Annotated in this window: 21 protein-coding genes; 8 read left to right on the top strand and 13 right to left on the bottom strand. The window is 68.0% G+C overall.

Annotated elements, in window-relative coordinates; genetic code table 11:
* Positions 1 to 2 precede the first annotated feature (2 nt).
* The 8 genes from ACE3TH_RS11115 to ACE3TH_RS11080 form a co-directional block, all read right to left on the bottom strand.
* A complete protein-coding gene (locus tag ACE3TH_RS11115) occupies positions 3 to 2,552 on the bottom strand; it encodes a heavy metal translocating P-type ATPase (protein ID WP_017504206.1) in 2,550 nt (849 codons plus the stop codon).
* A gap of 158 nt (positions 2,553 to 2,710) precedes the next feature.
* Positions 2,711 to 3,322 carry an isoprenylcysteine carboxylmethyltransferase family protein gene (locus ACE3TH_RS11110; protein ID WP_017504207.1) on the bottom strand — a complete coding sequence of 204 codons (612 nt, stop codon included), beginning with the start codon at positions 3,320 to 3,322 and terminating at the stop codon, positions 2,711 to 2,713.
* Positions 3,319 to 3,924 (bottom strand): cation transporter, encoded by a 606-nt coding sequence (locus tag ACE3TH_RS11105; RefSeq protein WP_374599740.1) that lies wholly within the window; start codon positions 3,922 to 3,924, stop codon positions 3,319 to 3,321. The genes ACE3TH_RS11110 and ACE3TH_RS11105 overlap by 4 nt, the downstream gene beginning before the upstream one ends.
* Positions 3,921 to 7,145 (bottom strand): efflux RND transporter permease subunit, encoded by a 3,225-nt coding sequence (locus ACE3TH_RS11100; RefSeq protein WP_228184539.1) that lies wholly within the window; start codon positions 7,143 to 7,145, stop codon positions 3,921 to 3,923. Before ACE3TH_RS11100 ends, ACE3TH_RS11105 begins: the two co-directional genes overlap by 4 nt.
* Before the next feature lie 12 nt (positions 7,146 to 7,157).
* On the bottom strand, positions 7,158 to 8,375 hold the full coding sequence (locus ACE3TH_RS11095; RefSeq protein ID WP_017504210.1) for an efflux RND transporter periplasmic adaptor subunit: 1,218 nt from the start codon (positions 8,373 to 8,375) through the stop codon (positions 7,158 to 7,160).
* A complete protein-coding gene (locus ACE3TH_RS11090) occupies positions 8,375 to 9,628 on the bottom strand; it encodes a TolC family protein (protein ID WP_026108275.1) in 1,254 nt (417 codons plus the stop codon). The genes ACE3TH_RS11095 and ACE3TH_RS11090 overlap by 1 nt, the downstream gene beginning before the upstream one ends.
* 57 nt (positions 9,629 to 9,685) lie before the next feature.
* A complete protein-coding gene (locus tag ACE3TH_RS11085) occupies positions 9,686 to 10,030 on the bottom strand; it encodes a hypothetical protein (protein WP_017504212.1) in 345 nt (114 codons plus the stop codon).
* A gap of 41 nt (positions 10,031 to 10,071) precedes the next feature.
* Complete coding sequence (locus ACE3TH_RS11080) at positions 10,072 to 10,470, bottom strand: hypothetical protein (RefSeq protein WP_017504213.1); 399 nt, start codon at positions 10,468 to 10,470, stop codon at positions 10,072 to 10,074.
* Between the two features lie 211 nt (positions 10,471 to 10,681).
* On the opposite strand from ACE3TH_RS11080, the gene ACE3TH_RS11075 reads away from it, so the two are divergent.
* Genes ACE3TH_RS11075 through ACE3TH_RS11050 form a run of 6 tightly spaced genes read left to right on the top strand, consistent with a single transcriptional unit; the run spans position 10,682 to position 19,031 of the window.
* On the top strand, positions 10,682 to 11,992 hold the full coding sequence (locus tag ACE3TH_RS11075; protein WP_081600450.1) for a TolC family protein: 1,311 nt from the start codon (positions 10,682 to 10,684) through the stop codon (positions 11,990 to 11,992).
* Entirely contained in the window at positions 11,989 to 13,254 is a 1,266-nt protein-coding gene (locus tag ACE3TH_RS11070) for an efflux RND transporter periplasmic adaptor subunit (protein WP_026108277.1), read from the top strand. Before ACE3TH_RS11075 ends, ACE3TH_RS11070 begins: the two co-directional genes overlap by 4 nt.
* A 14-nt stretch (positions 13,255 to 13,268) precedes the next feature.
* A complete protein-coding gene (locus tag ACE3TH_RS11065; RefSeq protein WP_017504216.1) occupies positions 13,269 to 16,463 on the top strand; it encodes an efflux RND transporter permease subunit in 3,195 nt (1,064 codons plus the stop codon).
* The gene (locus ACE3TH_RS11060) at positions 16,460 to 17,638 is read left to right on the top strand and encodes an acyltransferase (RefSeq protein WP_017504217.1); all 1,179 of its coding nucleotides are present in this window, start codon (positions 16,460 to 16,462) and stop codon (positions 17,636 to 17,638) included. Before ACE3TH_RS11065 ends, ACE3TH_RS11060 begins: the two co-directional genes overlap by 4 nt.
* Positions 17,635 to 18,366, top strand: a complete 732-nt coding sequence (locus tag ACE3TH_RS11055) for a HupE/UreJ family protein (RefSeq protein ID WP_017504218.1) — start codon at positions 17,635 to 17,637, stop codon at positions 18,364 to 18,366. Before ACE3TH_RS11060 ends, ACE3TH_RS11055 begins: the two co-directional genes overlap by 4 nt.
* A gap of 14 nt (positions 18,367 to 18,380) precedes the next feature.
* Positions 18,381 to 19,031, top strand: coding sequence for a hypothetical protein (locus ACE3TH_RS11050; RefSeq protein ID WP_017504219.1), 651 nt, complete (start codon positions 18,381 to 18,383; stop codon positions 19,029 to 19,031).
* A 78-nt stretch (positions 19,032 to 19,109) separates the two neighbouring features.
* On the opposite strand, the gene ACE3TH_RS11045 is transcribed toward ACE3TH_RS11050, so the two are convergent.
* Complete coding sequence (locus tag ACE3TH_RS11045) at positions 19,110 to 20,432, bottom strand: MFS transporter (protein ID WP_026108278.1); 1,323 nt, start codon at positions 20,430 to 20,432, stop codon at positions 19,110 to 19,112.
* A 59-nt stretch (positions 20,433 to 20,491) separates the two neighbouring features.
* Between ACE3TH_RS11045 and ACE3TH_RS11040 the strand changes: the two genes are divergently transcribed.
* Entirely contained in the window at positions 20,492 to 20,764 is a 273-nt protein-coding gene (locus ACE3TH_RS11040; RefSeq protein ID WP_017504221.1) for a metal-sensing transcriptional repressor, read from the top strand.
* A 10-nt stretch (positions 20,765 to 20,774) separates the two neighbouring features.
* The gene (locus ACE3TH_RS11035) at positions 20,775 to 21,245 is read left to right on the top strand and encodes a DUF411 domain-containing protein (protein ID WP_017504222.1); all 471 of its coding nucleotides are present in this window, start codon (positions 20,775 to 20,777) and stop codon (positions 21,243 to 21,245) included.
* 58 nt (positions 21,246 to 21,303) lie between these two features.
* Here ACE3TH_RS11035 and ACE3TH_RS11030 read toward each other — a convergent pair whose 3' ends face one another.
* The 4 genes from ACE3TH_RS11030 to ACE3TH_RS11015 all read right to left on the bottom strand — a co-directional run bounded on the left by ACE3TH_RS11030 (position 21,304) and on the right by ACE3TH_RS11015 (position 26,062).
* On the bottom strand, positions 21,304 to 22,509 hold the full coding sequence (locus ACE3TH_RS11030; protein ID WP_017504223.1) for a bifunctional alpha/beta hydrolase/OsmC family protein: 1,206 nt from the start codon (positions 22,507 to 22,509) through the stop codon (positions 21,304 to 21,306).
* 111 nt (positions 22,510 to 22,620) lie between these two features.
* Positions 22,621 to 23,589, bottom strand: a complete 969-nt coding sequence (locus tag ACE3TH_RS11025; protein ID WP_081600451.1) for a DMT family transporter — start codon at positions 23,587 to 23,589, stop codon at positions 22,621 to 22,623.
* 199 nt (positions 23,590 to 23,788) lie between these two features.
* The gene (locus ACE3TH_RS11020) at positions 23,789 to 25,468 is read right to left on the bottom strand and encodes a tetratricopeptide repeat protein (protein WP_155965867.1); all 1,680 of its coding nucleotides are present in this window, start codon (positions 25,466 to 25,468) and stop codon (positions 23,789 to 23,791) included.
* Between the two features lie 138 nt (positions 25,469 to 25,606).
* Complete coding sequence (locus tag ACE3TH_RS11015) at positions 25,607 to 26,062, bottom strand: Lrp/AsnC family transcriptional regulator (protein ID WP_374599739.1); 456 nt, start codon at positions 26,060 to 26,062, stop codon at positions 25,607 to 25,609.
* Positions 26,063 to 26,125 lie beyond the last annotated feature (63 nt).

The following is a 26,125-nucleotide window of genomic DNA, read 5'->3' as shown; positions in this document are numbered from 1 at the left end:
CTTCAGTCGGCGCCGCGGGGATCGCGCCAAGCCAGCAGACGCAGCGCGTTGAAGACGACCAGCAGGGTCGAGCCCTCGTGCAGGGCGACCGCCGGTCCGATGCCGAGTCCGAAGATCGTCGCCGGCACGAGGAAGGCGACGACGCCCAGGCTCACGAACAGGTTCTGGCGGATGATGCGGCGGGTCTGGCGGCTGAGCCCGATGGTGAAGGGAAGCTTGGAGAGGTCGTCCGCCATCAAGGCGACGTCGGCCGTCTCCAGGGCCACGTCCGACCCGGCCGCACCCATGGCGATCCCGACGGTGGCCGTGGCCATGGCCGGCGCATCGTTGACCCCGTCCCCGACCATGGCGACCCTGGTTTCGCCCCGCAGTTTCTTGATCGCGTCAACCTTGTCCTCGGGCATCAGATCGCCCCAGGCCTCGGTCAGACCGACCTGTCCGGCGACGGCCTGGGCGGCCTTCTGGTGATCGCCCGAGATCATGATCATCCGGCGGATGCCCAGCGCTCGCAGCGCCGTCAGCGTTTCGCGGGCCTTCGCCCTCGGAGTATCCAGCAGGCCGATCACGCCGAGGTCCCGCGTCCCGCGCCGGATCACCATCAAGGTTCGTCCTTGATCGCGCAGCGCCGCGACGGCGATCTCCGCATCGGGCCCCAGCGGCGCGATTGCGTCTTCGCCGAACATCTCGGGCTTGCCGATCCAGATGTCCTGATCATCGAGACGCGCGGTGACGCCCTTGCCGGTCAGACTGCGCAGATCGGAGGCGGTGCGCACCGGCGCTGCGACGAGGCGCTGGCTGCCATCCCGGACGATCGCCTCGGCTAGGGGATGGTCGCTGAGCCGTTCGACGGCGACCGCGATCTCCAGGAGCTCGCTTTCAGAGGTCTGTCCGAACGGAACCACGTCAGTGATCCGCGGCCGACCTTCGGTCAGGGTGCCGGTCTTGTCGAAGGCGATCGCGTCGAGCGCGCCGAGATTCTCGAGCGGCGCGCCGCCCTTGACCAGAACGCCGGCCCGAGCCGCGCGCGCCACCCCGGACAGAACCGCGCTGGGCGTGGCAATGGCCAGGGCGCACGGGCTCGCGGCCACCAGGACGGCCATCGCCCGATAGAAGCTGTCGCGGAACGGCTCGTCTACGACGACCCAGGCGAACAACAGGACGAAGGCCAGGCCGAGAACCAGCGGCACGAAGACCCGCTCGAACCGATCGGTGAAGCGCTGCGTCGGCGACTTCTGGGTCTCGGCCTCGCTGACCATCCGCACCACCTTGGCGAGGGTGGTGTCATTGGAGCGTCGGGTCGCCTCGATCTCGATGGCGCCGCCGCCGTTGATCGTGCCCGCGAAGACGACCGAGGCCGACGACACCGCCGACGGCCTCGCCCGCGCCGCCTCGGGGCTCTCGACAGGCTGTTTGTCGACGGGAATGCTTTCGCCGGTGACGGGGGCCTGGTTGACGCTTGTGGTTCCCTTCACGACGAAGCCGTCGGCCGGCAGCCGCTCGTTGGGCCGGACCACAACGACGTCGCCGACCTCCAGCTGCTCGACGGGAATCTCGACGACCTCGTCGCCTCGCCGCACATGGGCGGTGCGTGGAGCGAGCGCCGCCAGCGCCTCGATCGCCTTCTTGGCGCGGCCCATGGCGTAGTGTTCGAGCGCGTGACCGAGGCTGAACAGGAAGAGAAGCAGCGCGCCTTCCGCCCAGGCGCCGAGTGCCGCCGCGCCCGCCGCCGCCACGAGCATCAGGGTGTCGATCTCGAACCGCTTGCGCCGCAGGTTGCCGATCGCCTCCCCGACCGTGAACCAGCCCCCGAGGGCGTAGGCGACGAGGAAAAGGCCGAACGGTAGCCATTCGGGCAAGGCGGGGATGAAGGTCTCGATGATCCAGCCTAGCCCGAGAGTCACGCCGCTCCCGAGGGCGAAGATCAGCTCCGTATTCGGCCCGAGAAAACCACCGTGGCCGTGGCCGTGACCGTCGCCTTCGGCGTGGCCGTGATCGTGTCCGTCGTCCGGGCTATGACTGTGATCGTGACCGTGGTCCGGATCACGGGTCGAGGCGGCGATCGGAGGTTTCGCCTCCCCTTCCCCATCCGGGAGTGCGACGCTCCCGGCCTCGCCCTGGAGGCTCAGCCCGTGCGAGGCGAGCCGGGCGATCAGCGCGTCCCGGTTGGTCTTCTCGAGATCGAATTCGAGGCGGATCGCGCCGGCGGCATCCAGGGCGGCTTCGATCACTCCGGGTTCGTCGGCGAGCGCGGCCGCGAGCGTGCGGGCGTGTCGCGCATGCCGAACACCGTCCACCCGTCCCGAGAGATGGCCGAAGTGCTCGCTGACCTCCGCCCCGGCTTGCCGGGCGCGCCGGCGGACCTGGGCGAGCGACAGCTGGTCCGGATCATAGTGGATGCACAGCTCCGCGCCTTCGGCGCCTTCGACGAGGTGCGCCTCCAAGATGCCGGGTTCGGCTCGGACGAGAGCGATCAGCCGTCCCACACAACCATCCTGGCTGTCGGGGGCGTCGGGAAGCAGAACAGGGATGTTGAGACGAAGCGTCTTGGACATGATCGGGCTCCTCAGGAGGCGTCACGGGTGAAGGACGAGCGATCGGGCAGGAGAAGACCGGCGCGCTGGGCCGCTGCCCCTGCGGCGAAGGCGCCCAAGGCGAGGACGGCGCTTAGGAGAGTGACCCATCGTTTCCGGTTCATCGCCGCCCCTTCCGATCAAGGCAGCGAGATCATGGCGTCGAGCCACCCGAGATTCTGGAGGTGCTCCAGGCCCTCGAACACCGGCAGCGCCAGCAGGAAGACCAAGCCGTCCCGGACCGTCCTGAGGAAGAAGGCCGGGCGAACGGCCAGTTCGGTCTCGTCGCGCCAGAGCCGCAGGTCCGGCATGAACCGGGGCGTCCGCGCGCAATAGGCCCGATATTCATCGCCGAAGGCGGTCTTGAGGAACGTCTCCTCTCGGGCGGCGACGATGCGGAAGACGGCCCAGCACGCCACGGCGAAGGTCACGCCGACGCTGAGGCTTCCGGTCTGCGCCCCCACGCCGAAGGCGCCGACGAAGCTGAAGACGTAGAGCGGATTGCGGCACAGCGAGTAGGGACCGCTCGACACGATCTCCTGCTTCTTGCGGCCGCCGATATAGAGGGAACACCAGGCCCGACCGATCACGCACGCCATGATCGCGATCAGACCCAGATGTTCGACGGGGTGTTCGAGCGCCGGCTGGGCCTTCACCAGCGCGGTCCAAGTCAGAAGGGCGAACAGCGCGGCGGCGATGAAGAGCTTCCGCCACCGCTGCACGGCAGCGATGTCGATCAGGGTCGGGCTCATGGGATTGGATCCTCGGGCTCGCGGCTCGCCGTGCGGGCGTCGCGGAGAATATCGATGCCGCCCTTGGCGGCGATGGCGGCCACCAGCACGCCGACCAGCAGGTCGGGCCATGACTGGTTCAGCCACATCACGAGACCTCCGGCGACAAGGATGCCGCCGTTGGAGGCGAAGTCGTTCAGGCTGAAGGTCTCGGCGGCCTTCATGTTGACGTCGCCGCTGTGCTGGCGACGAATGAGCAGAAGACATATCAGGTTGATGACCGCCGCCACGACGGCGAGGACCATCATCGTGGGACCGACCGGCTCGGTCCCGGTCAGTGACCGACGCAGGGCGTCGAGCAGAACCAGCACCGAGAAGATCAGCAGCATCACGCCGGAAGCCTGGGCGGCACGGGTCTTCCAAATCAGCGCCCGGCCTAGGGCGAGGAAGCTGATCAGATAGACGGCCGCGTCCGACCCGTTGTCTACGGCGTTGGCCAGCAGAGCGCTGGAGTCGGCGGCGAGGCCGCCGACTCCGAGGCCCACGAACAGCAGAGCGTTAAGGGCCAGCACCACCAGCAGGATGCGGCGCTGGACCTGCTCCGTGTCGTGGGCCCCGCTCATTCCTCCAGTCCTTCCGCGGCGCGGTGCTTCACAGCCTTGGCCGCGAAGGTGGGGAGGACCAGGAGGGTGAGGGCCGTGGCCGTCAGCAGGCCGCCGATGACCACGGTCGCCAGAGGCTTCTGCACCTCGGCGCCGGCTCCGTGGGCGATCGCCATCGGAATGAAACCGACGATCGCTACCAGGGCCGTGGTCAGGACCGCCCGCAGACGGCTGGAGGCCCCTTCAATGGCCGCGACCATGGGTTCCGCCCCGGCCTGGAGCCGTTCGCGAATCGCCTGCATCAGGACCAAGCCGTTCAACGTCGCCACGCCGGAGACGGCGATGAAGCCGACTGCTGCGGACACCGAGAAGGGCATGCCCCTCAACAGCAAGGCCAGTGCCCCGCCGACTAGGGCCAAGGGCACGCAAGCGAAGACCAGACCAGCCTCCGCGAAGGAGCCAAGGGCCATGAACAGCAGGATGCCGATCAGGATGAAGACGACCGGAATAACCAGACCCAGCCGCTGCTCGGCCCGCTTCAGGTTCTCGAACTGGCCGCCCCAGGTCAGGGAGTAGCCCGCCGGGAGTTGAACCTGTTCCTGCACGCGCGCCTGGGCGTCCGTGACGAAGCCGCCCAGATCGCGCCCGCGCACATTGGCCTGGACCACCATGCGCCGGCTACCGTCGTTACGGCTGATCTGGTTCTGGCCTTCCGCGATCTGGATGCGGGCGACCGAGGACAGGGGCACCGTAACGCCGGTCGTCGTCGTGATCGGAAGCGCAGCGAGCGCCGCCGGGTCGTTGCGGGCCTCATCCGCCAGACGAACCACCACGTCAAAGCGACGGTCGCCTTCGAAAATTTGCCCCGCCTCGGCGCCGCCGATGGCCGCGGAGACGGCGTTGGAGACCTCCGCTGCGGACAGGCCGTAGTTGGCCGCCGCGAAACGATCGACGCTGACCGTCAGGGTCGGCAGGCCGGAGGCCTGTTCGACCCGCACGTCTGCCGATCCCGGGGTGCTTCGCAGGACATTCGCCACTTGGTCGGCCGAGGCCTGCAACTGGGTGAAGTCATCGCCATAGACCATGACCGCCAGGTCGGTCCGCACGCCCGAGATAAGTTCGTTGAACCGGAGTTCGATCGGCTGGCTGAACTCGAAGCTGTTGCCGAGTTGGGCCGAGGCCAGTTCCTCGAACCGCGCGATCAGCTCCTCCTTCTCCAACCGCGGATCCGGCCATTCCTTGCGGTCCTTCAGGATGATGACCGCGTCGGAGATGTTCGGCGGCATAGGGTCAACGGCCGCCTCGGCGGTGCCGGTCCGGGCGAAGATCGTCTTCACTTCCGGCTGGGCCGCGATGGCCCGCTCGATCGCCATCTGCATGGCGAGGGACTGTTCGAGCGAGGCCGACGGAACGCGCAGCGCCTGCATGGCGATGTCGCCCTCGTCCAGCGTCGGGATGAACTCCCGGCCGAGGGTGGTGAAAGCCACGCCGCCCACCGCAAGCGCGCCCAGCGCCGCGATCAGGACGATCTTGGGGCGGCTGACGGCCGCCCGGATCGCCGGTTCGGCCCAACGACGGACCCAACGGATGATGAAGGTCTCGTGCTCGTGCGCGTGACCGTGCTCGTCCACGTCGATCTTCTTCGGCTCGCGGACCAGAAGCGCCGTCATCGCCGGCACGAAGGTGAACGAGAAGATGAAGGCGCCGACGAGCGCCAGCATGACCGTTGCCCCCATCGGGATGAAGGTCTTGCCCTCGACCCCCTCGAGCATCAGCAGCGGGGTGAAGACGAGCAGGATGATCAGCTGACCGAAGGCCGCCGGCTTGACCATCTTCCTTGCCGCGGCAATCGCCACGCCGAGCCGCTCGTGGCGCGTGAGCGCTCGGCCGACCTCAATCCGCTTCTGCGACAGCATCAAGAGGGTGCTCTCGACGACGATGACTGCGCCGTCGACCAGAAGGCCGAAGTCCAGCGCGCCCAGGCTCATCAGGTTTCCGCTGATCCCGAACCGGTTCATGCCGATGATGGCGAACAGGAAGCTGACCGGGATCATCAGGGCGGTGATGGTCGCCGCGCGGATGTTTCCGAGCAGCAGGAACAGCACCACGATGACCAGCAGCGCGCCTTCGGTCAGGTTCTTGGCCACGGTCGCGATGGTCTTGTTGACCAGGGCGCTGCGGTTCAGGACTGGCTCGGCGACGATGCTCGGCGGCAGGCTGGCGCCCACCTCCTCGAGCCGCTCGGCCGCAGCCTGGGCGACGGTACGGCTGTTGCCGCCCGCCAGCATCAGGGCGGTGCCGATGACCGCTTCGTGACCATCGCGGCTCGCGCCGCCGAGACGCGGCGCCTGGCCTACCTCGACGGTGGCGACGTCGGCGACGCGGACGACGAGACCGTTGCGGTTGACGACAGGTGCCTGGGCGAGATCCGGAATGGTCTGGGCCAGGGCGTCGGTGCGGACGGTCAGGGCTTCACCCGAGCGCTGGACATAGCCTGCGCCCGCCTGGGTGTTGGCGTTCTCCAGCGCCTGGATCAGGTCGCTGAGACCGAGGCCGTAGCTGGCCAGACGGGCCGCGTCGGGACGGACCGCGAACTCCTTCACATAGCCGCCGTTGACGTCCACGCCGGCCAGACCGGCCGCCGTGCGCATGCGCGGGGCGATGATCCAGTCCTGAACGGTGCGGAGATAGGTCGCCCGCGCCTGCGGCGTGGTCAGAAGCTCCCCTTCCGGGGTCAGATAGGAGCCGCCGGCCTGCCAGCCGGGCTCACCCGGTTTGGCGAGGTTCTGGGAGTTGAACGGCTTGTAGTCGACCGTCCACATCAGCACTTCGCCGAGGCCCGTGGTGATCGGAGCCAGGCCCGGCTCGACGCCTTCGGGCAGGTTCTCCCGGGCCTGGGCCATCCGTTCGGCCACCTGCTGGCGGGCGAAGTAGATGTCGGTCTGGTCGGTGAAGATGACCGTGACCTGGCTGAAGCCGTTGCGGCTCAGGGAGCGGGTGCTCTGGAGGCCGGGAATGCCGGCCATGGCGGTTTCGAGTGGATAGGTGACCTGTCGTTCCATCTGCTCCGGCGCGAGCGCCGGGGCGATGGTGTTGATCTGGACTTGCCGGTTGGTGATGTCCGGCACGGCGTCGATGGGCAGCTTGGTCAGCTGGAACAGACCCCAGGCCGAGACGAGGGCCGTGGCGAGAACCACGAACCATCGGAACTTGACCGAGGCCTCGATGATGAATTTGAACATGCGATCGCCCCCTTAGTGACCGTGCTCGGCCTCGCCCTTGGCCAGTTCGGCCTTGAGCAGGAAGGCGTTGGTGGAGGCGATACGCTCCGAGCCCGTGAGGCCGCGAAGGATCTCGGTGCGCCCGGCGGCCTGACGGCCGGCGAGCACTTGGGTGGCCTGGAAGCCGCCCTCGACCTGGACGAAGACGACAGTGTTTCCGTCGACGGTCTGGACCGCCTCGGACGGCACGGTCATGCCGCCTGCGGTCGCTTGACCGGTGACGACCGAGCCGGACACGGCAGAGCCCGCCGGCGGCAGGGTCCCGGAGGTTGGCCGCGCGCGGATGACCGTCGCTCCGCTCTCGTTCAGACCCGCGTCCGCGGCGACCCCGGTGACGACGGCGTCGAACTCGCCGGACGGCCCGGTCACCCGCATCGCCGCGCCAGGACGGACGTTGGCGGCCAGGGCCGGCGGTGCGTTGAACACCATCTCGACGCGGGCCGGATTGGACACCTCGGCGACCACGCCGCCCTGGGCGACGAAGCCGCCCGGTCCGACCTGGACGTTGCCGACCACGCCTGAAATCGGGCTGACCACGCTGAGCCGTCCCGAGGCGTTGGGCGAGCCGGCGGCTGCGGAGCGGGCCCGCGCCGCACGCGTTGCGGCTTCCGCACTCAGATACTGGGCGCGGGACGCCTCGACCTCCTGTCGGGCGACGATGCCCTGTTCCGACAGATTGCGGTTGCGCTCATAGGCCTGACGCGCGGCTTCCGCCGAGGCGCCGGCGGCGTCGGCGTCGGCCCGGAATGTGGCCGCCTCCCCGCTAACGAGGCTGACGAGCGGCTGTCCGACTCGAACCGACTGGCCTGGAGCGACGAGCACGCGTTCGACGCGACCACCGACCGCCGCGGCGACAGCGGCACGGGAGTCGACCATGGGCTCGACGCGACCGGCGAGGCGGGTCTCCGCGCCGCCGCCCGAACCGACACTCACAACCGTGATGCCGGCAGCCTGGACCTGCGCCGCCGACAGTTCGACCCGCCCCTCGGGCGCTTCGGCTTCCTCGGCGTGACCAGCCTCACCTTCCGCGTGGCCCGCCTCGCCCTCGGCGTGGCCAGCTTCGCCCTCCGCTGCGGCGGGCGTCGCCGGATCGGAGCCCCGGGTCGCCAGCCAGAGGCCGCCGCCGCCGAGAATGACCAGGGCGGCGACGCCGCCAATCAACAGGGTCTTGTTGGATGTGCGCTTGCGCATCACTGGGCTCCTTGGAAGGGGGCGCGACCGTCCAGGCGCGCGAGGTCGATCTCGGCGCGGACACGCGCAAGGCGAGCGTCGACGGCGGCAGACCGCGCGTTGACGAGGGCGGTTCGGGTGACGCGCAGCTCGATCTGGGAGATGCGCCCGGCCTCGAAGCCGATCCGCGATAGGCGGTAGGCTTCCTCGGCGGCCGTCACGCCGCCATCGGCGGCGCGGACACGGCTGACGGACGCGGCGAGCCGGGCCACGGCGGCGGCGCGGTCGGCCTGGGCCTCCTGCCGTGCAGTGAGCAGCCGGGCGTCCGCAGCGCGGAATTCGGCTTGCGCCGCCTCAATGTTCCCCCGGTTCCGGTCGAACAGTGGCAGCGGCATGCTGATACCGAAGGTCAGCGCTGTCGCATCCTCCGCCTCGAAGCGGCGAATGCCCACACTCGCGTTGATGTCTGGCCGGGCCTCGGCGCGCTGGACATCGATCCGTCGCTCCGCAGCTGTCCGTTGCGCTTCGGCGACACGAACGGTCGGCGCGTCGCTGGCTGCGGACGCGACAGTCGTCGGCGCCGCATCTAGCAGGCTCGCTTCGATGCTGGTGACGGGTACCGGGATCATGGCCACCGCCGTGAGGCGGGCGTAGGCCGCGTCACGCTCGGCCTGGGCCTCGTCCAGCGCCGCTCGTGCGCTGGCGGCTTCGGCCTCTCCCTGGATCCCCCGCAACAGAGGTTCGCGACCTTCCTCGACGAGGGCGAGCGCGGCTCGGGCGTCCGCAACGGTGAGGCTCAGCGTCTCCTCAGCCAGGGTCGCGCGACGTTGCGCGACCTCGGCTTCGGCATAGACGAGCGCCAGGCGTCCCGCTGCATCGACGACCGCGAGGTCGCGCTGAAGACCGACGGCGCCGGCTTCAGCGCGCGCGGCGGCGATCCTCGACGAGCGACGTCCCCAGAGTTCGAGATCCTGGCTCAGCGCCAGCGTCGCGTCGGCGTTGTCGATCCCCGAGAATGGGCCTGTGCCGAACGCATTCTCGAGATCGAGCCCGAGCACAGGGTTAGGACGCACGCGGGCCTGACGCACGCGGGCTTCGGCGGCGTCGGAATTGGCGCCCGCTTCCAGCGTGGCGGGGGTCTGGTCCAGCTGCGCGAGCAACTGGCCATACGTCGGGGCAGGGTCAGCCCAAGCGGGACTGGCCAGGGTCGCCGTGAGGGCGACGAGCGCGCAGCCGACCGCGAGACGCGGTCGCCGGCGAAATGTGGGAGACATGTTCCATTTCCAGATTTCTGATCACGAAGGCGCGCCCGCTCGGGCGCAGGACTTCGGTCAAACTCTGGGCGGTCGCTTCAGGCCGTCGGGATTGAACGACGCCACGAAATCGTCCTGCCCGCCGGATTGCAGCGGAGGCTCGCCGAACGACGGAGCGATGGAGTCCACAGCACCGTGACGGGCCGTGGAGGTGTGGTGGCAGTGTCCGTGGGAGCAGATCCCGTGACCACCGGACTTGCCGCTGTGGTCGCCGTCATTCTGGCCGTGATCGACGGCCGCATGAGCTGCGGGCGGCTCCGGCAGGCAGGTCGCAGCGTCGACGGCGGGCGCAAAGAAGAACGCAGCGAAGACAAGCGTCATCGCCACCAAAAGCTTCGCCCATGTCGCCATCGACCAGGTCATCTCGCGCTCGATACTTCCAATCCCGACGACTTGGCAATGCGTTACAATATCCGCTGGGCGTCGCCATCAGCCGAATCGAGCGAGGATGTGGGGCTTGCGGCGTTTCGGGCGTTGTGCCGGGGGGCGGGATCAGCATAGGGTTCGCGCCGGAGGGAGTCTGACCCGTGCACCGCCTGCTTCGTCTTGTCTGCGTCGGCCTTGCCGTGACCCTGGTGGTCGCGATGCAGGGCGCTGGCGTCAGCCAGGCGCAGCACCGCGTGTCGCATGCCCTGGAGTTCCCGGGCGTCAGTTACGCCAACGCTCCCGAAGATCACGCTCATGAAGATCATGGTCATGATCACGATTCCGCGCCGGATACGGCCGATTCCCTGGACGCAGCGGCCGGGGAGGATTCCGACGCCCCCCTGACACATCATCACCATAGCGGCGGCGACATCCATGTCGCCCTGACGTCACCGCCGCACCCGGCCGACGCCCTGCACGCCCGTCCCGTCAACGCGGGACCCGGGGCCGGCATCCTGCCGCCAGGCGCGCACGGCGACGGCCCTCTACACCCTCCCAAACAGCACGCCTGATCGACTGAAAAGCTGATCCTGCGCGGCCTTCCGGCCGTGCGCGTCCTGTTCTGGAGAATCTCCATTGAAATACCCCATGTCCGGCCTTGCCGGACGGCGGGTGCGCGCCGCAGCCTTGTCTGCGCTCGCGCTCGCCCTTGGAGCGCCCCTGGCGTCTCCCCCGGCGTACGCCCAGGCGTCGCCGCCCCCCGTCTCGTCCGGGGATACCCTGCCCGTGCTGTCGCTGCGGGAAGCTCTCTTGCGGGCGACAGGTTTCGATCCGGCCCGCGCCGGCGTCGAGGCGCGACTGGCGGCCGCAGAGGCCGGCGTCCGCCAGGCCGATGTGCGCCCGAATCCGTCTGTCGGCGTCATGGTCGAGAATCTGCCCACCCTGGGCGGAGGTGACTTCCTCGACCGTACCGAAACCACTCTGACCATAGAGCAAAGGCTGGAACGGGGCGGCGACCGCGCCGCACGCGCGGCGCTGGCCCGCAGTGAAGGCGGTTTGGTGGCGGCCGAGGCGCGCACCGCGCTTCTGGACCGCCTGGAGCTGGTTCAGCGGGCCTGGGCCGAAGCTCTGGCCGCCGAAGCGGTGCTCGACATCGCTCGAGAGCGGCTGGAGCTGGCCGAGAGCTTCTCGACAGAGGTGCAACGGCGTGTCGATGCGGCGCGCGATCCGCTGTTCGCGGGTGCCCGCGCCGAGGCGGACCTAGCCCAGGCCCAGATCGACTTCGATCAGGCCGAAATCGCGCTCCGGATCGCGCGGATCAATCTGGCCAAGTTCTGGGACGGGCAACCCGCCTTCGTGCTGGGCGACGACGCCTTCGAGGACACGTCCTCGTCGCGAATGGCCCCCGGTGCCGTCTCACAGGCCGATCTGGCCGTGTTCAACGTCCGCCGAGACATCGCCGAGGCCCAGGTCCGCGTCGAGCAGGCGCGGGCCATCGCAGATCCCACCGTCACCCTGGGGGTGCGGCACATCTGGGACAACGAGGTGGCTCTGGTGTTCGGCGGCTCCATGCCCTTGCAGCGCTATGACCAGAACCGGGGTGCCATCGACCGCGCCCGCGCCGAAGGACTGGCCGCCCGCGCCGACCGGAGAGCTTTCGAGATCGAGCGGGAGCGCGAAATCCTGCGGCTCCAGGTTCAACTGGCCGCCAAGGCCAGCGAGGCGCGCCGGATCGGCGAGGACACCATTCCCCAGGCCGAACGCGCCGTCGTTCTGGTCCGCGAAGGGTTCGCCCGCGGCGGCTTCACCTACAACGATGTGATGAGCGCCCAGGCGGCCCTGCTGCAAGCACGGGCCAGACAGGTCGCCGTCCTTCAAGCTTTCCACAACGATCGCGCCCGCCTCGACAGGCTGACGGGCGCGCATGCCGACCTGATCGGCCTGGAGATCTCACGATGAAGCGGACACACGCTTACCGCCTCGCTTCCGGCGCGGCGATGACCGCCCTCGTCCTGGCCCTGGCGGCCTGCGGGGGACGCCCGGAGAACGCCGAAAAGGCCGAGGGCGCGGAGGCCGCAGCAGCGGCGGACTATGAACGCGGCCCGCACAATGGCCGCATGCTCAGGGATGGCGACTTCGCGCTTGAAGTGACCATCTTCGAGGAAGGGCCGGAGCCGATCTTCCGCCTCTATCCCTATCTGCGCGACCGCCCGCTGGATCCGCGTCAGGTCCAGGCCTCCATAGCCCTGACCCGACTGGGGCCGAGCGTGGACCGGTTCAGCTTCGCAGCCGAGGCCGACTACCTGACCAGTCCCGGCGTGGTGTCCGAGCCCCACTCTTTCGACGTGGCGGTCAACGCCGTCCATTCAGGCAAGCGCTCCAACTGGACCTACCCGTCCTATGAAGGGCGCACGACGATCACGGCCGAGGCGGCCCGGGACGGGGGAATCACCACCGAGCAGACCGGCCCCGCCCTGCTCGCCGACACCCTGCCGCTGTCCGGACGTGTCGAGATCACGCCAGAAGGCCAGGCCGAGGTTCATGCTCGCTATCCGGGGCGCGTGGTCTCCATGAGCGTCCAGTTGGGACAGCGGGTCTCGCGCGGACAGGTCGTGGCGCGGGTGGAATCAAGCGAGAGCCTGCAGACCTATTCGGTCACGGCTCCGATCTCGGGGGTCATCACGGCCAAGGCCGTCAACCCGGGCGCGATCACCGGCAACGGCGCGCCGATGCTGACGATCGGCGATCCGACCCGGCTGCACGCCGAGTTCTTCCTCTACCCCCGCGACGCCGAACGCGTCCGGGTCGGCCAGCGGGTGCAGGTCCGCAGCACGGCCGGGGAGAACACCGCCGTCGGGACGATCGCGGCCATCCTGCCGGCTGACGATGTGCTGAGTCAGACCTTGGTCGCCCACGTGGCGCTGCCCTACCAGGGTGGCGTTTGGCGGCCCGGTCTGGGCGTCGAGGGCGTGGTTCAGGTCGGTGCGGGGGAAGTTCCCCTGGCTGTCCGCACGCGCGCGCTCCAGCCCTTCCGCGACTTCACGGTCGTCTATGCCCGGGTCGGCGACACCTACGAGGTGCGAATGCTCGAACTGGGCCGGCGCACCGACGAGTGGACCGAAGTCCTGGGCGGCATCGACCCCGGCGTCACCTATGTGGTGGACGGCGCCTTCCTCATTCGCGCGGACATCGACAAGTCCGGCGCGAGCCACGACCACTAGGGGGATGCGCCAACATGCTTGAACGCATCATCGCGCTGTCGATCCGCTTCCGGTGGATCGTCATGGCGCTCGTCCTTCTGGCCTGTGCGATCGGCGTCTGGAGCTTCCAGCGCCTGCCGATCGACGCCACGCCGGACATCACCAACATCCAGATCCAGATCAACACGGAGGCGCCGGGCTATTCGCCCCTTGAAGCCGAACAACGCATCACCTTCCCGGTCGAGACCGCCATCGCGGGCGTGCCGGGCCTGTCCTACACCCGGTCGGTCTCTCGCTACGGCCTGAGCCAGGTGACGGTGGTCTTCGAGGACGGCGCCGACATCTATCGCGCCCGGCAACTGGTCAACGAGCGCCTGCAAAGCGCCTTGGGCCAGCTGCCGCCGGGACTGTCGCCGGAGCTTGGCCCGATCGCCACCGGGCTGGGCGAGATCTTCATGTACACGATCGAGGCGCGCCCCGACGCCCGCAAGGCCGATGGCACGCCCTATACGTCGGAAGATCTGCGGACCCTGCAGGACTGGGTGATCCGTCCCCAGATGCGCAACACGCCCGGCGTCACCGAGGTCAACACCATCGGCGGCTTCGAGCGGCAGTACCATGTGACCCCGCGCCCCGAACGCCTGGCCGCCTATGGCGTGACCATGGCCGAGGTGGTGCAGGCGCTGGAGCGGAACAACGCCAACGTCGGCGCCGGCTACGTCGAGCGCTACGGCGAACAATGGCTGATCCGCGTGCCGGGTCAGGCGTCCAACGCGCAAGACCTGTCCAATGTGGTGATCACCACGCGGGGCGGCGTCCCCATCCGGATCGCCGAAGTCGCCGAGGTCGGGCTGGGCGAAGAACTTCGCACCGGCGCCGCGACCGAGAACGGCAAGGAGACCGTTCTGGCGACGGTGCTGATGCTGGCGGGCGAGAACAGCCGCGTCGTCGCCCAGGCGGCGGCCGCGCGTCTGGAGGAAGCCGCCAGGGCCTTGCCCGACGGCGTGGTGGCCTCGCCGGTCTATGACCGGACCGATCTGGTCGAGCGCGCCATCCATACGGTGGAGAAGAACCTGGCCGAGGGCGCGCTGCTGGTCATCGTGGTCCTGTTCCTGCTGCTGGGGAACTTCCGCGCAGCCATCATCACGGCAGCGGTGATCCCTATCACCATGCTGATGACCATCACCGGCATGGTGCGGGCGGATGTCTCGGGCAACCTCATGAGCCTGGGCGCCCTGGACTTCGGGCTGATCGTCGATGGGGCCGTCATCATCGTCGAGAACTGTCTGCGGCGGTTCGCCGAGGCCCAGCACCGGAACGGTCGTCTGCTGACCCGTCAGGAGCGGTTCTCGCTGGCGGCCGAAGCGTCCAGCGAGGTCATCAGGCCGTCGCTGTTCGGGGTGCTGATCATCACCCTGGTCTACATCCCGATCTTCGCCCTCGACGGGGTCGAAGGGAAGATGTTCCATCCGATGGCCATCACCGTGGTCATCGCCCTGACCTGCGCCCTTGTGCTGTCCCTCACCTTCGTCCCGGCGGCGGTGGCGATGTTCGTCACCGGCAAGGTCCATGAGAAGGACAGCTTCCTGATGCGCTGGGCGCGGGTCGGCTATCAGCCCGCCCTGGACTTCGCCCTGCGGACCCGTCGGCTGATGGTGGGGCTGGCGATCGGCCTGGTCGCCATCGCCGCCTTCGGGGCCTCGCGCATGGGTTCGGAGTTTGTGCCGAACCTGGACGAGGGCGACATCGCGATGCACGCCCTGCGCATCCCCGGCACCAGCCTGAGCCAGGCCATCGCCATGCAGACCGCCCTTGAGGCCCGTCTGGCGCGGTTCCCCGAAGTGGAGCGGGTGGTGGCCAAGATCGGCACCGCAGAGGTAGCCACCGACCCCGTGCCGCCCTCGGTCGCGGACACCTTCATTCTTCTGAGGGACCGCGAGGACTGGCCCGATCCCCGCAAGCCGAAGCTTCAGCTCGTCCGCGAGATGGAAGAGGCGGTCAACGCGATTCCGGGCAGCAAGTACGAGTTCACCCAGCCGATCCAGATGCGGTTCAACGAACTGCTTTCGGGGGTCCGCGCCGACGTGGCCATCAAGGTTCACGGCGACGACCTGGAGCAACTGGTCGCGCTCGGCTCGCAGATCGAGGAGATCATCGGCGCCATTCCCGGCGCAGCGGATCCCCAGGCCGAACAGGTCACAGGCCTGCCGATGCTGCAGATCACGCCCAACCGGGCCGCCATCGCCCGGCTGGGCCTGAGCGTCGAGGACGTTCAGTCGGTCATCGCCACCTCCATGGGCGGCGCGACGGCGGGGCAGATTTTCGAGGGAGACCGGCGCTTCGACATCGTCGTCCGCCTGCCCGAGGATCTGCGCCGCAACACCGACGCGATCGGCCGGATACAGGTGCCCCTGCCTTCGGGCGACGGGGCGCCGCGCAGGTTCGTCCCCTTGAGCGAGATCGCCACGATCGCACTGGAGACCGGGCCGAACCAGATCAGCCGCGAGGACGGCAAGCGCCGGATCGTCGTGACCGCCAACGTGCGGGACCGCGACCTGGGCTCGTTCGTCGCCGAGGCGCGCGAGCGCATCGAACGCGAGGTCGATCTTCCCGCTGGCTACTGGGTCACCTACGGCGGCACGTTCGAGCAACTGATCTCAGCGGCACAGCGCCTGCAACTGGTCGTTCCGGCGGTCCTGCTGCTGATCTTCGGCCTGCTGTTCGCCCTGTTTCGGTCGGTGAAGGACAGCGCCATCGTCTTCTCCGGCGTGCCCCTGGCCCTGACCGGCGGGGTGGCGGCGCTGGCGATGCGGGATCTGCCGCTCTCGATCTCGGCCGGCGTGGGCTTCATCGCCCTGTCCGGCGTGGCGGTGCTGAACGGCGTGGTCATGGTCAGCTTCATTCGAGGCCTGATCGAGGAAGGCAAACCCGTCGCCGAGGCGATCCGGGAAGGCGCCCTGACCCGTCTTCGGCCCGTGCTGATGACCGCCCTGGTCGCCAGCCTCGGCTTCGTGCCCATGGCCGTCAACGTCGGGGCCGGCGCCGAGGTGCAGCGTCCGCTGGCCACCGTGGTCATCGGCGGCATCGTCTCCTCGACGGCTCTGACCCTACTGGTGCTGCCGGCCCTGTACAGTCTCGTGCATGGCCGGGAACGTCCCCAGGATTGGCCCAGGCGCCCGGCCTGGCTCGACCATCTGCCGATCCGCAAGCGGAAAGGTGAAACCCGATGACCGCCGCTTTTCTCCGGAAGGACGGCGGAGGAGGCGCCGACGTGGATCCCCTCGCGTCGGCGCCAGCATTCCCGGAGCGATTGCCGGCCTTGACCAGCATCCGCTTCTGGCTCGCCCTCGGCGTCGTCCTGTTTCACTACCAGCTCAATATCCTGCCCGAAGGCGGGACGGGGATCGCGTTCATCGAGCGCGCCCGGCTGGCGGTCGACTTCTTCTTCATCCTGTCAGGCTTTGTCCTGGCCCACGCCTATGGCCGCCAGGTGCGCGACGGGTCGTACGACCACCGCCGCTTCCTGATCGCGCGCCTGGCCCGGATCTATCCGGCGCATCTGGCGATGCTGGTGGTGATGGGCCTTATCGTGATCCTGGCCCTTGTTCTGGGCCAGCGGTTCAATGTCGAAAGCTACTCGCTGCCGGGATTCCTGTCGGCCCTGGCGCTGGTCCACGCCTGGTTTCCGGCGACGGTGGCCAATGAGTGGAACGGCCCGTCGTGGTCGCTGTCGGCGGAATGGGCGGCCTATCTGGTCTTCCCGATCTTCGCCTCTATCGGCCTTCGGCGCGGTCGCAATCCGTGGGTGACCCTGGGCCTTGCGGTGGTGCTGTTCCTCGGGATCGACGCCGTCTATCGGCGGCTGTTCGACGACATGCTCACCCACGCCGAGCTGGTTCTCGGCGTGCTGCGCATCATCCCGGAGTTCCTGCTCGGTATCGGGCTCTACCAGCTCGGCGCCCGGCTGGAATGGGGGCGTGCCGTCACCGTGACGGCGACTTCGGGATCCCTGTTGGCGCTCGTCGTCCTGATGGCGATCAGCGCCGACGAACGGCTGATCGTGGCTGTGTCCGGCCTGGTCATCCTCAGCCTGGCGATGCTGTCAAAGACCGGCGACGACAAGGTGTTCGCCCACCCCGCGCTGATCGAGGCGGGAGAGGCGTCCTACGCTCTCTACCTGGTCCACCTGCCGCTCCTGATCATCTGGAAGAACGGTATGGCCATGCTGACCGGCTTGGACAGCGCCTACCGTTTGAGCCTCGGCGAAGCCGCAGTGCTGCTTTGCCTGACCCTGGCGGGCGCCTTCGCGCTGCATGCCTTGTGGGAGCGTCCCGCGCGTCGCTGGGCACGGCGTCGCTTCCTTTTTCCCTCCGCGAACCTCCCCTCACAGAAAGGTCTGTCATGACACCTTCCCGGCGCCGCGACTCCTGGTCGTGGCTTCGCTCGCCGTGGACCGCCCTGGTCCTGACGCTGGCGTTCCTGCTGCTGCAAGGCGCGCTGAACCCCGCCCTGGCCCACGGCGTCGCCGAGGGCGACAAGGGCTACATCCAGGAAACTTCTGGTTTCCTGTTCTGGCCGTTCGTCTATCTGGGCGCCAAGCACATGGTCACCGGATACGACCACCTGCTGTTCCTGTTCGGGGTGATCTTCTTCCTCTACCGGATGAAGGACATCAGCATCTATGTGACCCTGTTCGCGATCGGTCATTCGTCCACCCTGCTGCTGGGCGTGCTGACCGACGTCAGCGTCTCGAGCTACATCGTCGATGCGATCATCGGCCTGTCGGTGGTCTACAAGGCTCTGGACAACATGGGCGCCTTCCAGCGCTGGTTCGGCTTCCAGCCGTCCACCAAGGCGGCGACGCTGATCTTCGGCCTGTTCCACGGCTTCGGCCTGGCCACCAAGCTGCAAGACTTCCAGATGTCCCCCGACGGGCTGATCGGCAACCTGATCGCTTTCAACATCGGGGTCGAGGCCGGCCAGTTGCTGGCGCTTGGCGGCATCCTAATCGTCATGGGCTTCTGGCGGCGGTCGAACAGCTTCTGGAACCACGCCTACCTGACCAACGTCGTGCTGATGTGCCTCGGCTTCATTCTGACGGGCTACCAGCTCGTCGGCTTCTTCGTCATGTGATCGGAGCAACCGCCATGTTCAATGCAAACCGCCCCGCCCGTTCGGAGCTTCCGACCACCGGGAAGCTTCTCAAGTCTACCGGCATCGCTGCAGCGGTCGCCGGTGTCATCCTGGTTACCGTCGTGCTGCCCGCGGAATACGGCGTCGATCCCACCCGGGTCGGCTCGCTGCTGGGCCTGACCGACATGGGCCAGATCAAGCGTCAGCTTGCCGAAGAAACCGAGGCCGACGCGGCAGCTGACGCCGCCGCTGCCGCGCCCCCTGTGGCCGTCGTTCCCGGTGCTCCGGCCACGCCGGTCACCGGCGCCGCCGAGGCGACCGCTACGCCCACGCCACCGGACGCCGCCGGTGCCCGGTCGGACGTCACCACCATCGAGCTGGCGCCCAATCAGGGCGCCGAGTTGAAGATGGACATGCAGGAAGGCGACACGGTGCGGTTCACCTGGACGAGCAGTGGTGGCCGGGTGAACTACGACACCCACGCTGATCGCCCCGGCCTTCGCTATCATGGCTATGGAAAGGGATCGTTGCAGACCCAGACCGGCGATCTGACGGCCGCCTTCACCGGCAGCCATGGCTGGTTCTGGCGCAACCGCACCGGCGAAACCGTGACGATCACCGTGCGTACGCAAGGCGCCTACTCCGGGATCAAACGGGTCGTCTGACCTCGGTCGGGCGGCGGTGCTGCCGAGCCCGCCGCGATGGTGGAGCGCCTTCCCCCGGGGCGCTCCGCCATGTCGGCGTCAGGGCCTCGGCCAGCGCCGATGGAGTTCGTCTATCACGACAGGATGGGCGTGGCCGGCCCCGTCGTGGAGCTCGATGTGTTCCTGCAGATGAGGATGGTCTTCCGGAAGGTCGGGGTGGCGATGCAGCAGGTCGAGGGGATCGCGTGCAGGCCAGATCATCAGCGCCAGGAACGCGCCCGCACCGCAGAGCGTCGCCAGAACGAAGAAGGCGGCTGACGGGTCCGCCTCGGCCGAGACAAGTCCGGCGACGGGATAGGCGATCAGCCAACAGGCGTGCGACAGGGCGAACTGGGCGGCGAACAGGGCGGGTCGATCCTCGGCCGTCGAGGAGCGTCGCAGCGCACGCCCCGCCGGAGTGATGGTCAGGGAGTAGCCGAAGCCCATCAACACCCACAGGATCAGCAGCACCCAGTACCGGTCCGCCAGAAAGCCCCCGACGACAAGAACGGCTGTCATCACCATGCCGCCGGAGACCATGACACGGCGATCGTCCAGCCGATCAAGCAACCGCCCCAGCGCCACGGCCGCCGTCATCGAGCCCAGTCCAAAAGCCGCGAGCGCCCAGGCCGTAGCCTGCTGTGACAGTCCGAACCGGGACTGCACCAGCACGACGGTATTGACGAACACCATCGCCCCGCCGGCCGCTGTGGCCAGGCTGACGGCGAGCAGCCCCCGCAGACGGGGCGTGAAGGCGAAAAGCCGGAGGCCTCCGGTCAGCCGACGCAGAAAGGGAAGCGGTCGGGCTGGTGTCCGGGTCGGGAGCCCTGCGCTGACGACGAAACCGGCGGACAGCAGAAAGCCCGCCGCCGTACCGAGAAAGAGGTCGGAGAAGCCCATCACGGTCAGAAGCAGAGCGGCCGCCACGGGGCTGACGACGCTCTCCATATCCGCCGCGAGACGCGACAGCGACAGCGCCCGGGTGTATTCGGCCTCATCTTCCAGAAGATCGGGGATCATGGCCTGGAAGGCGGGTGTGAAGGCCGCCGACGCGACATAGAGCATCGTCATCAAGGCATAGACCTGCCAGGCCGCGCCGACGAAAGGCAGGGCGACCGCGACCCCTGCCCGGACCAGATCCAGCAGGACAAGCAGGGTCTTTCGCGGCAGCCGGGCGGCGATGGCGCTGGCGAAGGGCGCCACGCCGATATAGGCGACCATCTTGATCGACAGCACCATGGCGAGAACTTCGCCAGCATTCGCTCCGGCCAGCCGGTGGGCGAGCAGCCCCAGGGCTATCGTCGCCAGGCCCGTACCGAGAAGGGCGGCGACCTGCGCGATGAAGAGGTGACGATAGCCGCGATGGGCGAGAGGGGAGAACATGGGAATCCAGCCAGTCTTCCGCTTTGACATATCCTCTCCCCGGGGATAGGTCAAAGCGCATGAGTTCGCTCCACGCTTCGCATCCTGCTGTCCTCGCCCGCCTGCGCCGCGCCGAAGGCCATCTGCGCACCGTGATCCGCATGATCGAGGGTGAGCGCGCCTGCGTCGAAGTCGCGCAGCAGCTTCATGCGATCGAAAAGGCTATCGCGGCGGCCAAGAAGACCCTGATCCATGACCATGTGGATCATTGCCTGGCGCAGGCAGCGGCGGGCACGGCTGAACAGTCGCGGGCCGCCACGGCCGAGTTTCGCGACATTACGAAGTATCTGTGAAGGACCCCGCATGTTTTCATCCTCTCCCAGTCGTCGCAGCATTCTGTCCGGCGGGCTGGTGCTTTGTGGCGTCATTGCCGGATCGGAAGCGACGGCCCAGACGCGACGATCCATCACGGTCTACAAGACGCCCTGGTGCGGTTGCTGCGGCCTTTGGGTCGATCATCTGCGTCAGGCCGGCTGGACAGCCCGTGTGATCGACGTCGAGGATCTCGCCCCTGTCCGGGCGCGCCACGGGGTGCCGGACAGGCTCGCCTCCTGCCATACCGGCGTCGTCGGTCGCTATGCCGTCGAGGGCCATGTGCCCGCCGCCGATATCGACCGGCTGATCCGGGAGGCGCCGGCGGCGCGCGCCCTTGTCGTTCCGGGAATGCCTGCCGGTTCCCCCGGAATGGAATCCGCCGGGCGTGAACCCTATGTCTCCCTGCTGCTGCTCGCCGATGGCCGGACCCGGGTGTACGGACGCCATAACGGGGCGTGACTTTCGGCAGGTGTGGGCCGGGCGACCGACGCCCGGCGCACACCCCGGCCGAAACCGTTCAAGCGGCGGGGAGCAGTTCGGTCTCGACCTCCGCGCCCCGGACGAGCATCAGATCGACGGGGCAGCGGTCGGCCATCTCCAGCAATCGAGCACGCTGCGCCTCATCCAGCGGCCCCTCCAGAGTGATGGCGCGCTTGAAGACATCGGCGGGCGTCTGGTCCCGCCGTTTCGCATGCACGACGCGGACAGTGGCCCGCTCCAGGGGCCACCCCTTGCGTTCGGCGTACATCCGCATGGTCATCACGCTGCAGGCGCCCAACCCGGCCGACACGAGTTCGAACGGCGACGGACCACTGCCCAGACCGCCCAGGCTCGCCGGTTCGTCGGCGAGGAAGGTATGAGCCCCGACACGAACCCGGGCCTGATAGGCGCCGCCGCCCGTCTCCTCGACGAGGACGCCGGCCAGGTTGCCCTCGTCTCCCGTCAGGTCGGGCTCGAGCGCCGGAAGGTAGCGCGACGCCCAGCAGGCGATGACGCCGGCGACATAGTCGGCGTCCGACTGGCGGGTGAGCAGGTGATCGGCGTCGTCCAGGGAGATGAAGCTCTTGGGATGTCTGGCCGCCACGAAGATGGCGGAAGCGTTGTCGATGCTGACGACCTCGTCCAGCGGCGCATGCATCACCAGCAGCGCGCGTTTCAGGCGGCTGACGGCATCCAGAGGCGAGCGGGTCCTGACGTCGTCGACGAAGCTCTGACCGATCCGGTACGGTCGACCGCCGAGCGTCACCTCGGCCTCTCCTTCGCTTTCGATCCGCTTCAGATCCTCTTCTGACACATGGGTCAGCACATGGGCCGCGTCGGCGGGCGCTCCTATGGTGGCGATGGCCCGCACCTGGGGCAGATGTTCGGCGGCGGCCAGCACCGCCAACCCGCCCAGGCTGTGACCGACCAGAAGATTCGGCGTCATGCCGGCCGCTTCCATGGCCCCGCTGGCCGCGATCAAATCCTGCACGTCGGCGGCGAAGCTCGCGTCAGCGACTTGGGCGTCCCGATCGCCCGCCCCGGCGAAGTCGAAGCGCAGGACGCCTACCCCGCTTCGCGCCAGCGCACGCGACAGCCGCACCGCGGCCAGGCCATCCTGACCGCAGCTGAAGCAGTGCGCGACGATGGCCCAGCCTCGCGGCGTCGCCTGCGGCCGCTCGATCACGCCGACGATCCTGCGCCCGTCCGCAAGCCCGAACTCGAACTCCTTGTCTCCGCTCATTCGCATGCTCTCCATTGATAAATCCAATCAGCGCGGGCCGCTTGGGATGATGCGGCCCAGCCTACAGTGTTCCGCCGCGGCAGGGTCAAGCGACACGTCGTCGGCTCCGCATCAGGTGGCCGCCTCGGTCTCTGCCGGTCCGCCACGAAGGGTCAGCCAGACGCCGCCGGCGCAGATCAGCAGCAACAGCAGACTGAATGCGCCCGGTGCGGCTTCCCAGCCGAGCCCCCACTCCCCCAGGCGGACCAGGAACGGCACCGCCAGCATCAGCGAGGCTGTGAAGAGCGCCCCCTTCAGCAGGATGAGCCTGTGCAGGATGAGAAAGACCGGCGCCGTCAGCCCCGCGCCCAGACCTGCGATGGCGGCCCAGTCGGAAGGCGCGACGCCGACGAGCGGAACGAAGAGAACGACCGTCACGGCGAGCATGGCGGCGCCGGCCCCGGTAATGGCCGGCAAGGCCGAGAGGGCGGACAGGTCCGCCATGCGCGCGCGGAAGACGTAGCCATACAGGGCGTAGGACGCCGTTCCACCGAACACGAGCAGGGCGCCGCCGACGAGGTACAGCCCCTCCGCCCCGGCATGACCCTCGCTTGCGGGCTTGTCGGCAATCGCATAGGCCAGCGCACCGCCCAGGGCGAGACAGGCGCCCAGCACCTTGTTGCGGGTGACCCGTTCGCCAAAGGCGACGGCGCCGATCACGAAAGTGAGGCTTGGCAGAAGCGAGATGATCAGACCGGTGCGGGAGGGGCCGATGAACGCCGCGCCGAGCATGGTTCCGGCGTAGTAAAGGAAAAAGCCCAGCAATCCGAGCAGAGCGACTGTTCCGCCGCGTCGCGCCGCAATCCGCGCTTCGGAACGACTCCGAGCGGAAAGCAGCACGATCGCGGCAAAGACGATGAAGCTGGCCCCTGTGCGGCCGGCGGCCACCAGCAGCGGCGACACGCCCGAAACGAGGTAGCCGACGAGCAGCCAGCTCGCCGACAGCAGCAGGACGAGGGTGACCGAGAGCACCGACGTCGTCAGCGCGGTGCGCGAGGTGGCGGCCGGGCGAGGCCGGTTCCACATCCTGCTTCCCTTCATCGCTTCCTCCGATCGCCGACGAGCAAGGCTCCCCAGCCCGCCGGCGGCGTCCGGCAAGCCTGTGAAGGATCAGAGGAAGACGCAGTTGATCCGGACGTCGCACGCACCGCGCCAGGCTCGGACGGCGCCGGCACGGCCAGGCCGGTCGAGCATCCTATCCCGCTGTTTCTCCTACAGGACGAGGCCCGGTCCGGCCGGGTCAGGCGGCCTCGTTCTCAAAGGCGCTCAAGCGACAGAAACAGGCTGCGGCGATCTTGATGTCGGCCGAAGCCACGGCGATGTCGCGCTGGAGGACGATCTCCCGGGCCTCGTCGTGCCGGCCGAGTTTCGTCAGACACTCGTAGAGGCCGTGCAGGCTCCAGACGTTGTTCGGTCGGATCCGCCGCCTGCCCAGTTTGCGCTCCAGCCCGAGGTCGATCCTGTGCTGTTCTGCAGCTTCGGCGTGCCGCCCCTGCTCGGTCAGCAGGGCGCAATAGGCGTGGCGGACGGGCTGCAGCCAGGCCGGAGGGTCGCTGTAGGGCAGCGTGTCCTCGAGGGCGATCGCCTCGCGCAACAGCGAGAACGCCTCCTCGATATTTCCCTTCCTGTATTCCAGTTCCCCGTCGAGCATCTTGCGCGCGATGGCGAGCGCCTGGAGCTCCGGCACGGGGATGGAGTTGAAACGGCTGTCTGGCACCGCGGCGACGGCGTCGATGAATTTCTCCCGCTCCGCCTCGGCTTCCGGCACGCGCCGCAGGGCGGCGAAGGCGATGCCGCGCGCATAGTGGATCATCGCCGTGGTCGAACAATAGAGTTTGCGGTCCGTCGGGAATTCCAGGTCGAGGATTTCCTGCCAACGGCCGAAGCGAATGAGAACATGCGGAAGCGTGGTGCCGTGCGCCTCGAGCAAATCCGCCATCGGCGGGCTCTGGATGCCGAGCAACTGCGGGGTAAGGACTTCCTTCAGCCGGTTCGCCATGAACAGCGCCTCACGCGAACGGCCCGCCATCATCGCGCCGTAGGCTCCGACCATCAGGTTGTGGACGCGATAGACGTTGTACCAGGCGCCGACTTCGGTCTCGTGACCGAAATAGCGTTCATCCGCCTCGACCGCATCGAGGTTGGAATCGATCACCCGGCGCCAGTCGCCGCAGGCGTTGTCGATGTGGGTGGACATATGCGCCAGATGGGCGCCGTCCCGCGACAGGCGACGCAGACGGTCGGCGGCCGGAAGCGCGATCTCGGGCCACGGCGACATCTCCATCAGGTGGATATAGAGATGGTTGAGAACCGGATGCCGGTCGCCCCCCGGACGCGGCAGGGCGTCCTCGATCACCGCCCGGGCCTCCAGCGTGCCCGGTCCGATCGGTTCTCCCGTATCGAGATCCCACAGAGCCCGCGGACTGAGACAGATCAAGGCGTCCCCGAACAGCGCCGCCGCGTCGATGTCGTCCGAAAACTGCTGATAGAAAACCCGCATGGCGTCCGCATAGGTCCGGTTCAGACGATCGAATTCGTCAGGGTCGCGGGTCGTCTGCTCGGGGAAGCGTGGTCCAAGCGCCGCGATCAGGGCCTTTTCGAAGGCGGTGCCGTTGCGGCCGACCGCTTCGCGTGCGCGTTCAAGCGCGGCACGGCCGATCGTCACGGCCTTCTGCATGTCCTCGGCGTCGAAAAGCCGCCAAGCCTTGTTGTAGTTCGGCCCCGTACCAAAGGCGACGCCCCAGTGCGCCATGGCGCAGTCGGGATCGTAGTCGAGCGCCTTTTCAAAGCAGCGGACCGCTTCCTCGGGATTGAAGCAGTACGCCCAGGCCAGCCCGCGATCGAACCAGAGCTGCGCCTGGGGTGAGGTGGTCGTCACATCGCGACGGAAGTCGCCAAGGTCGTAATAGTCGTCTTTCATCATCCACGCTCCGCTGGCCAGGCCCGATCCGGAAACCCAACCGCCCAAGGCAATAAGTCAACACTTGAATACCTATTCATATATCATGTTTCAAGCCCGGATCGCGGCATTCCGGCCGTATCCATCAACGCAATCCGCCTAGAGCGGCACGGCGGTGGTGTATTTCACCTGGCTGAGCGCGAAGTGGGAGGCGGCGGTGGCCACGTTCGAATGGTTCAGCAGGTCGCGCATGAGGAAGCGTTCGTAGCCGGCGACATCTGCGGCCACGATCCGCAGGAGATAATCCCATTCCCCGGACATGGAATGGGCCTCCATGACATCCGGCCGGGTGGCGAGATAGGCCTCGAAGGCGGTCCGGTCCGCCGGGGCATGCGACCGCATCCTGACCTGGCACATCACGTTCACGCCCCGGCCGACCCGTTCGGCATCGACCAGTCGCACGGCTCCCTTCAGAATTCCCGCCTCTTCCAGCGCCCGGATCCGGCGCCAGCACGACGCCGGAGACGATCCGGCGAGTTCCGCCAGGGCCACGTGGCTCAGGCCGGCGTCGTCCTGCAAGGCGCGCAACAGCCGGCGATCAACATCATCCAACACTCTCTCTTTCACAAATTCTCTCATCCTGAAATTTGATTTCATATCGAGCTGTAATCCGAGCCG

It is taken from the genome of Brevundimonas sp. (assembly GCF_041919755.1).
GTDB lineage: Bacteria > Pseudomonadota > Alphaproteobacteria > Caulobacterales > Caulobacteraceae > Brevundimonas.
This window is presented reverse-complemented; position numbering and strand designations above follow the sequence as displayed.

Bases quoted from the DNA above. Each gene is read 5' to 3' on its own strand.
- ACE3TH_RS11115 (WP_017504206.1), bottom strand. From the start codon at position 2,552: ATGTCCAAGACGCTTCGTCTCAACATCCCTGTTCTGCTTCCCGACGCC.
- ACE3TH_RS11110 (WP_017504207.1), bottom strand. From the start codon at position 3,322: ATGAGCCCGACCCTGATCGACATCGCTGCCGTGCAGCGGTGGCGGAAG.
- ACE3TH_RS11105 (WP_374599740.1), bottom strand. From the start codon at position 3,924: ATGAGCGGGGCCCACGACACGGAGCAGGTCCAGCGCCGCATCCTGCTG.
- ACE3TH_RS11100 (WP_228184539.1), bottom strand. From the start codon at position 7,145: ATGTTCAAATTCATCATCGAGGCCTCGGTCAAGTTCCGATGGTTCGTG.
- ACE3TH_RS11095 (WP_017504210.1), bottom strand. From the start codon at position 8,375: ATGCGCAAGCGCACATCCAACAAGACCCTGTTGATTGGCGGCGTCGCC.
- ACE3TH_RS11090 (WP_026108275.1), bottom strand. From the start codon at position 9,628: ATGTCTCCCACATTTCGCCGGCGACCGCGTCTCGCGGTCGGCTGCGCG.
- ACE3TH_RS11085 (WP_017504212.1), bottom strand. From the start codon at position 10,030: ATGACCTGGTCGATGGCGACATGGGCGAAGCTTTTGGTGGCGATGACG.
- ACE3TH_RS11080 (WP_017504213.1), bottom strand. From the start codon at position 10,470: ATGGATGTCGCCGCCGCTATGGTGATGATGTGTCAGGGGGGCGTCGGA.
- ACE3TH_RS11075 (WP_081600450.1), top strand. From the start codon at position 10,682: ATGTCCGGCCTTGCCGGACGGCGGGTGCGCGCCGCAGCCTTGTCTGCG.
- ACE3TH_RS11070 (WP_026108277.1), top strand. From the start codon at position 11,989: ATGAAGCGGACACACGCTTACCGCCTCGCTTCCGGCGCGGCGATGACC.
- ACE3TH_RS11065 (WP_017504216.1), top strand. From the start codon at position 13,269: ATGCTTGAACGCATCATCGCGCTGTCGATCCGCTTCCGGTGGATCGTC.
- ACE3TH_RS11060 (WP_017504217.1), top strand. From the start codon at position 16,460: ATGACCGCCGCTTTTCTCCGGAAGGACGGCGGAGGAGGCGCCGACGTG.
- ACE3TH_RS11055 (WP_017504218.1), top strand. From the start codon at position 17,635: ATGACACCTTCCCGGCGCCGCGACTCCTGGTCGTGGCTTCGCTCGCCG.
- ACE3TH_RS11050 (WP_017504219.1), top strand. From the start codon at position 18,381: ATGTTCAATGCAAACCGCCCCGCCCGTTCGGAGCTTCCGACCACCGGG.
- ACE3TH_RS11045 (WP_026108278.1), bottom strand. From the start codon at position 20,432: ATGTTCTCCCCTCTCGCCCATCGCGGCTATCGTCACCTCTTCATCGCG.
- ACE3TH_RS11040 (WP_017504221.1), top strand. From the start codon at position 20,492: ATGAGTTCGCTCCACGCTTCGCATCCTGCTGTCCTCGCCCGCCTGCGC.
- ACE3TH_RS11035 (WP_017504222.1), top strand. From the start codon at position 20,775: ATGTTTTCATCCTCTCCCAGTCGTCGCAGCATTCTGTCCGGCGGGCTG.
- ACE3TH_RS11030 (WP_017504223.1), bottom strand. From the start codon at position 22,509: ATGAGCGGAGACAAGGAGTTCGAGTTCGGGCTTGCGGACGGGCGCAGG.
- ACE3TH_RS11025 (WP_081600451.1), bottom strand. From the start codon at position 23,589: ATGAAGGGAAGCAGGATGTGGAACCGGCCTCGCCCGGCCGCCACCTCG.
- ACE3TH_RS11020 (WP_155965867.1), bottom strand. From the start codon at position 25,468: ATGAAAGACGACTATTACGACCTTGGCGACTTCCGTCGCGATGTGACG.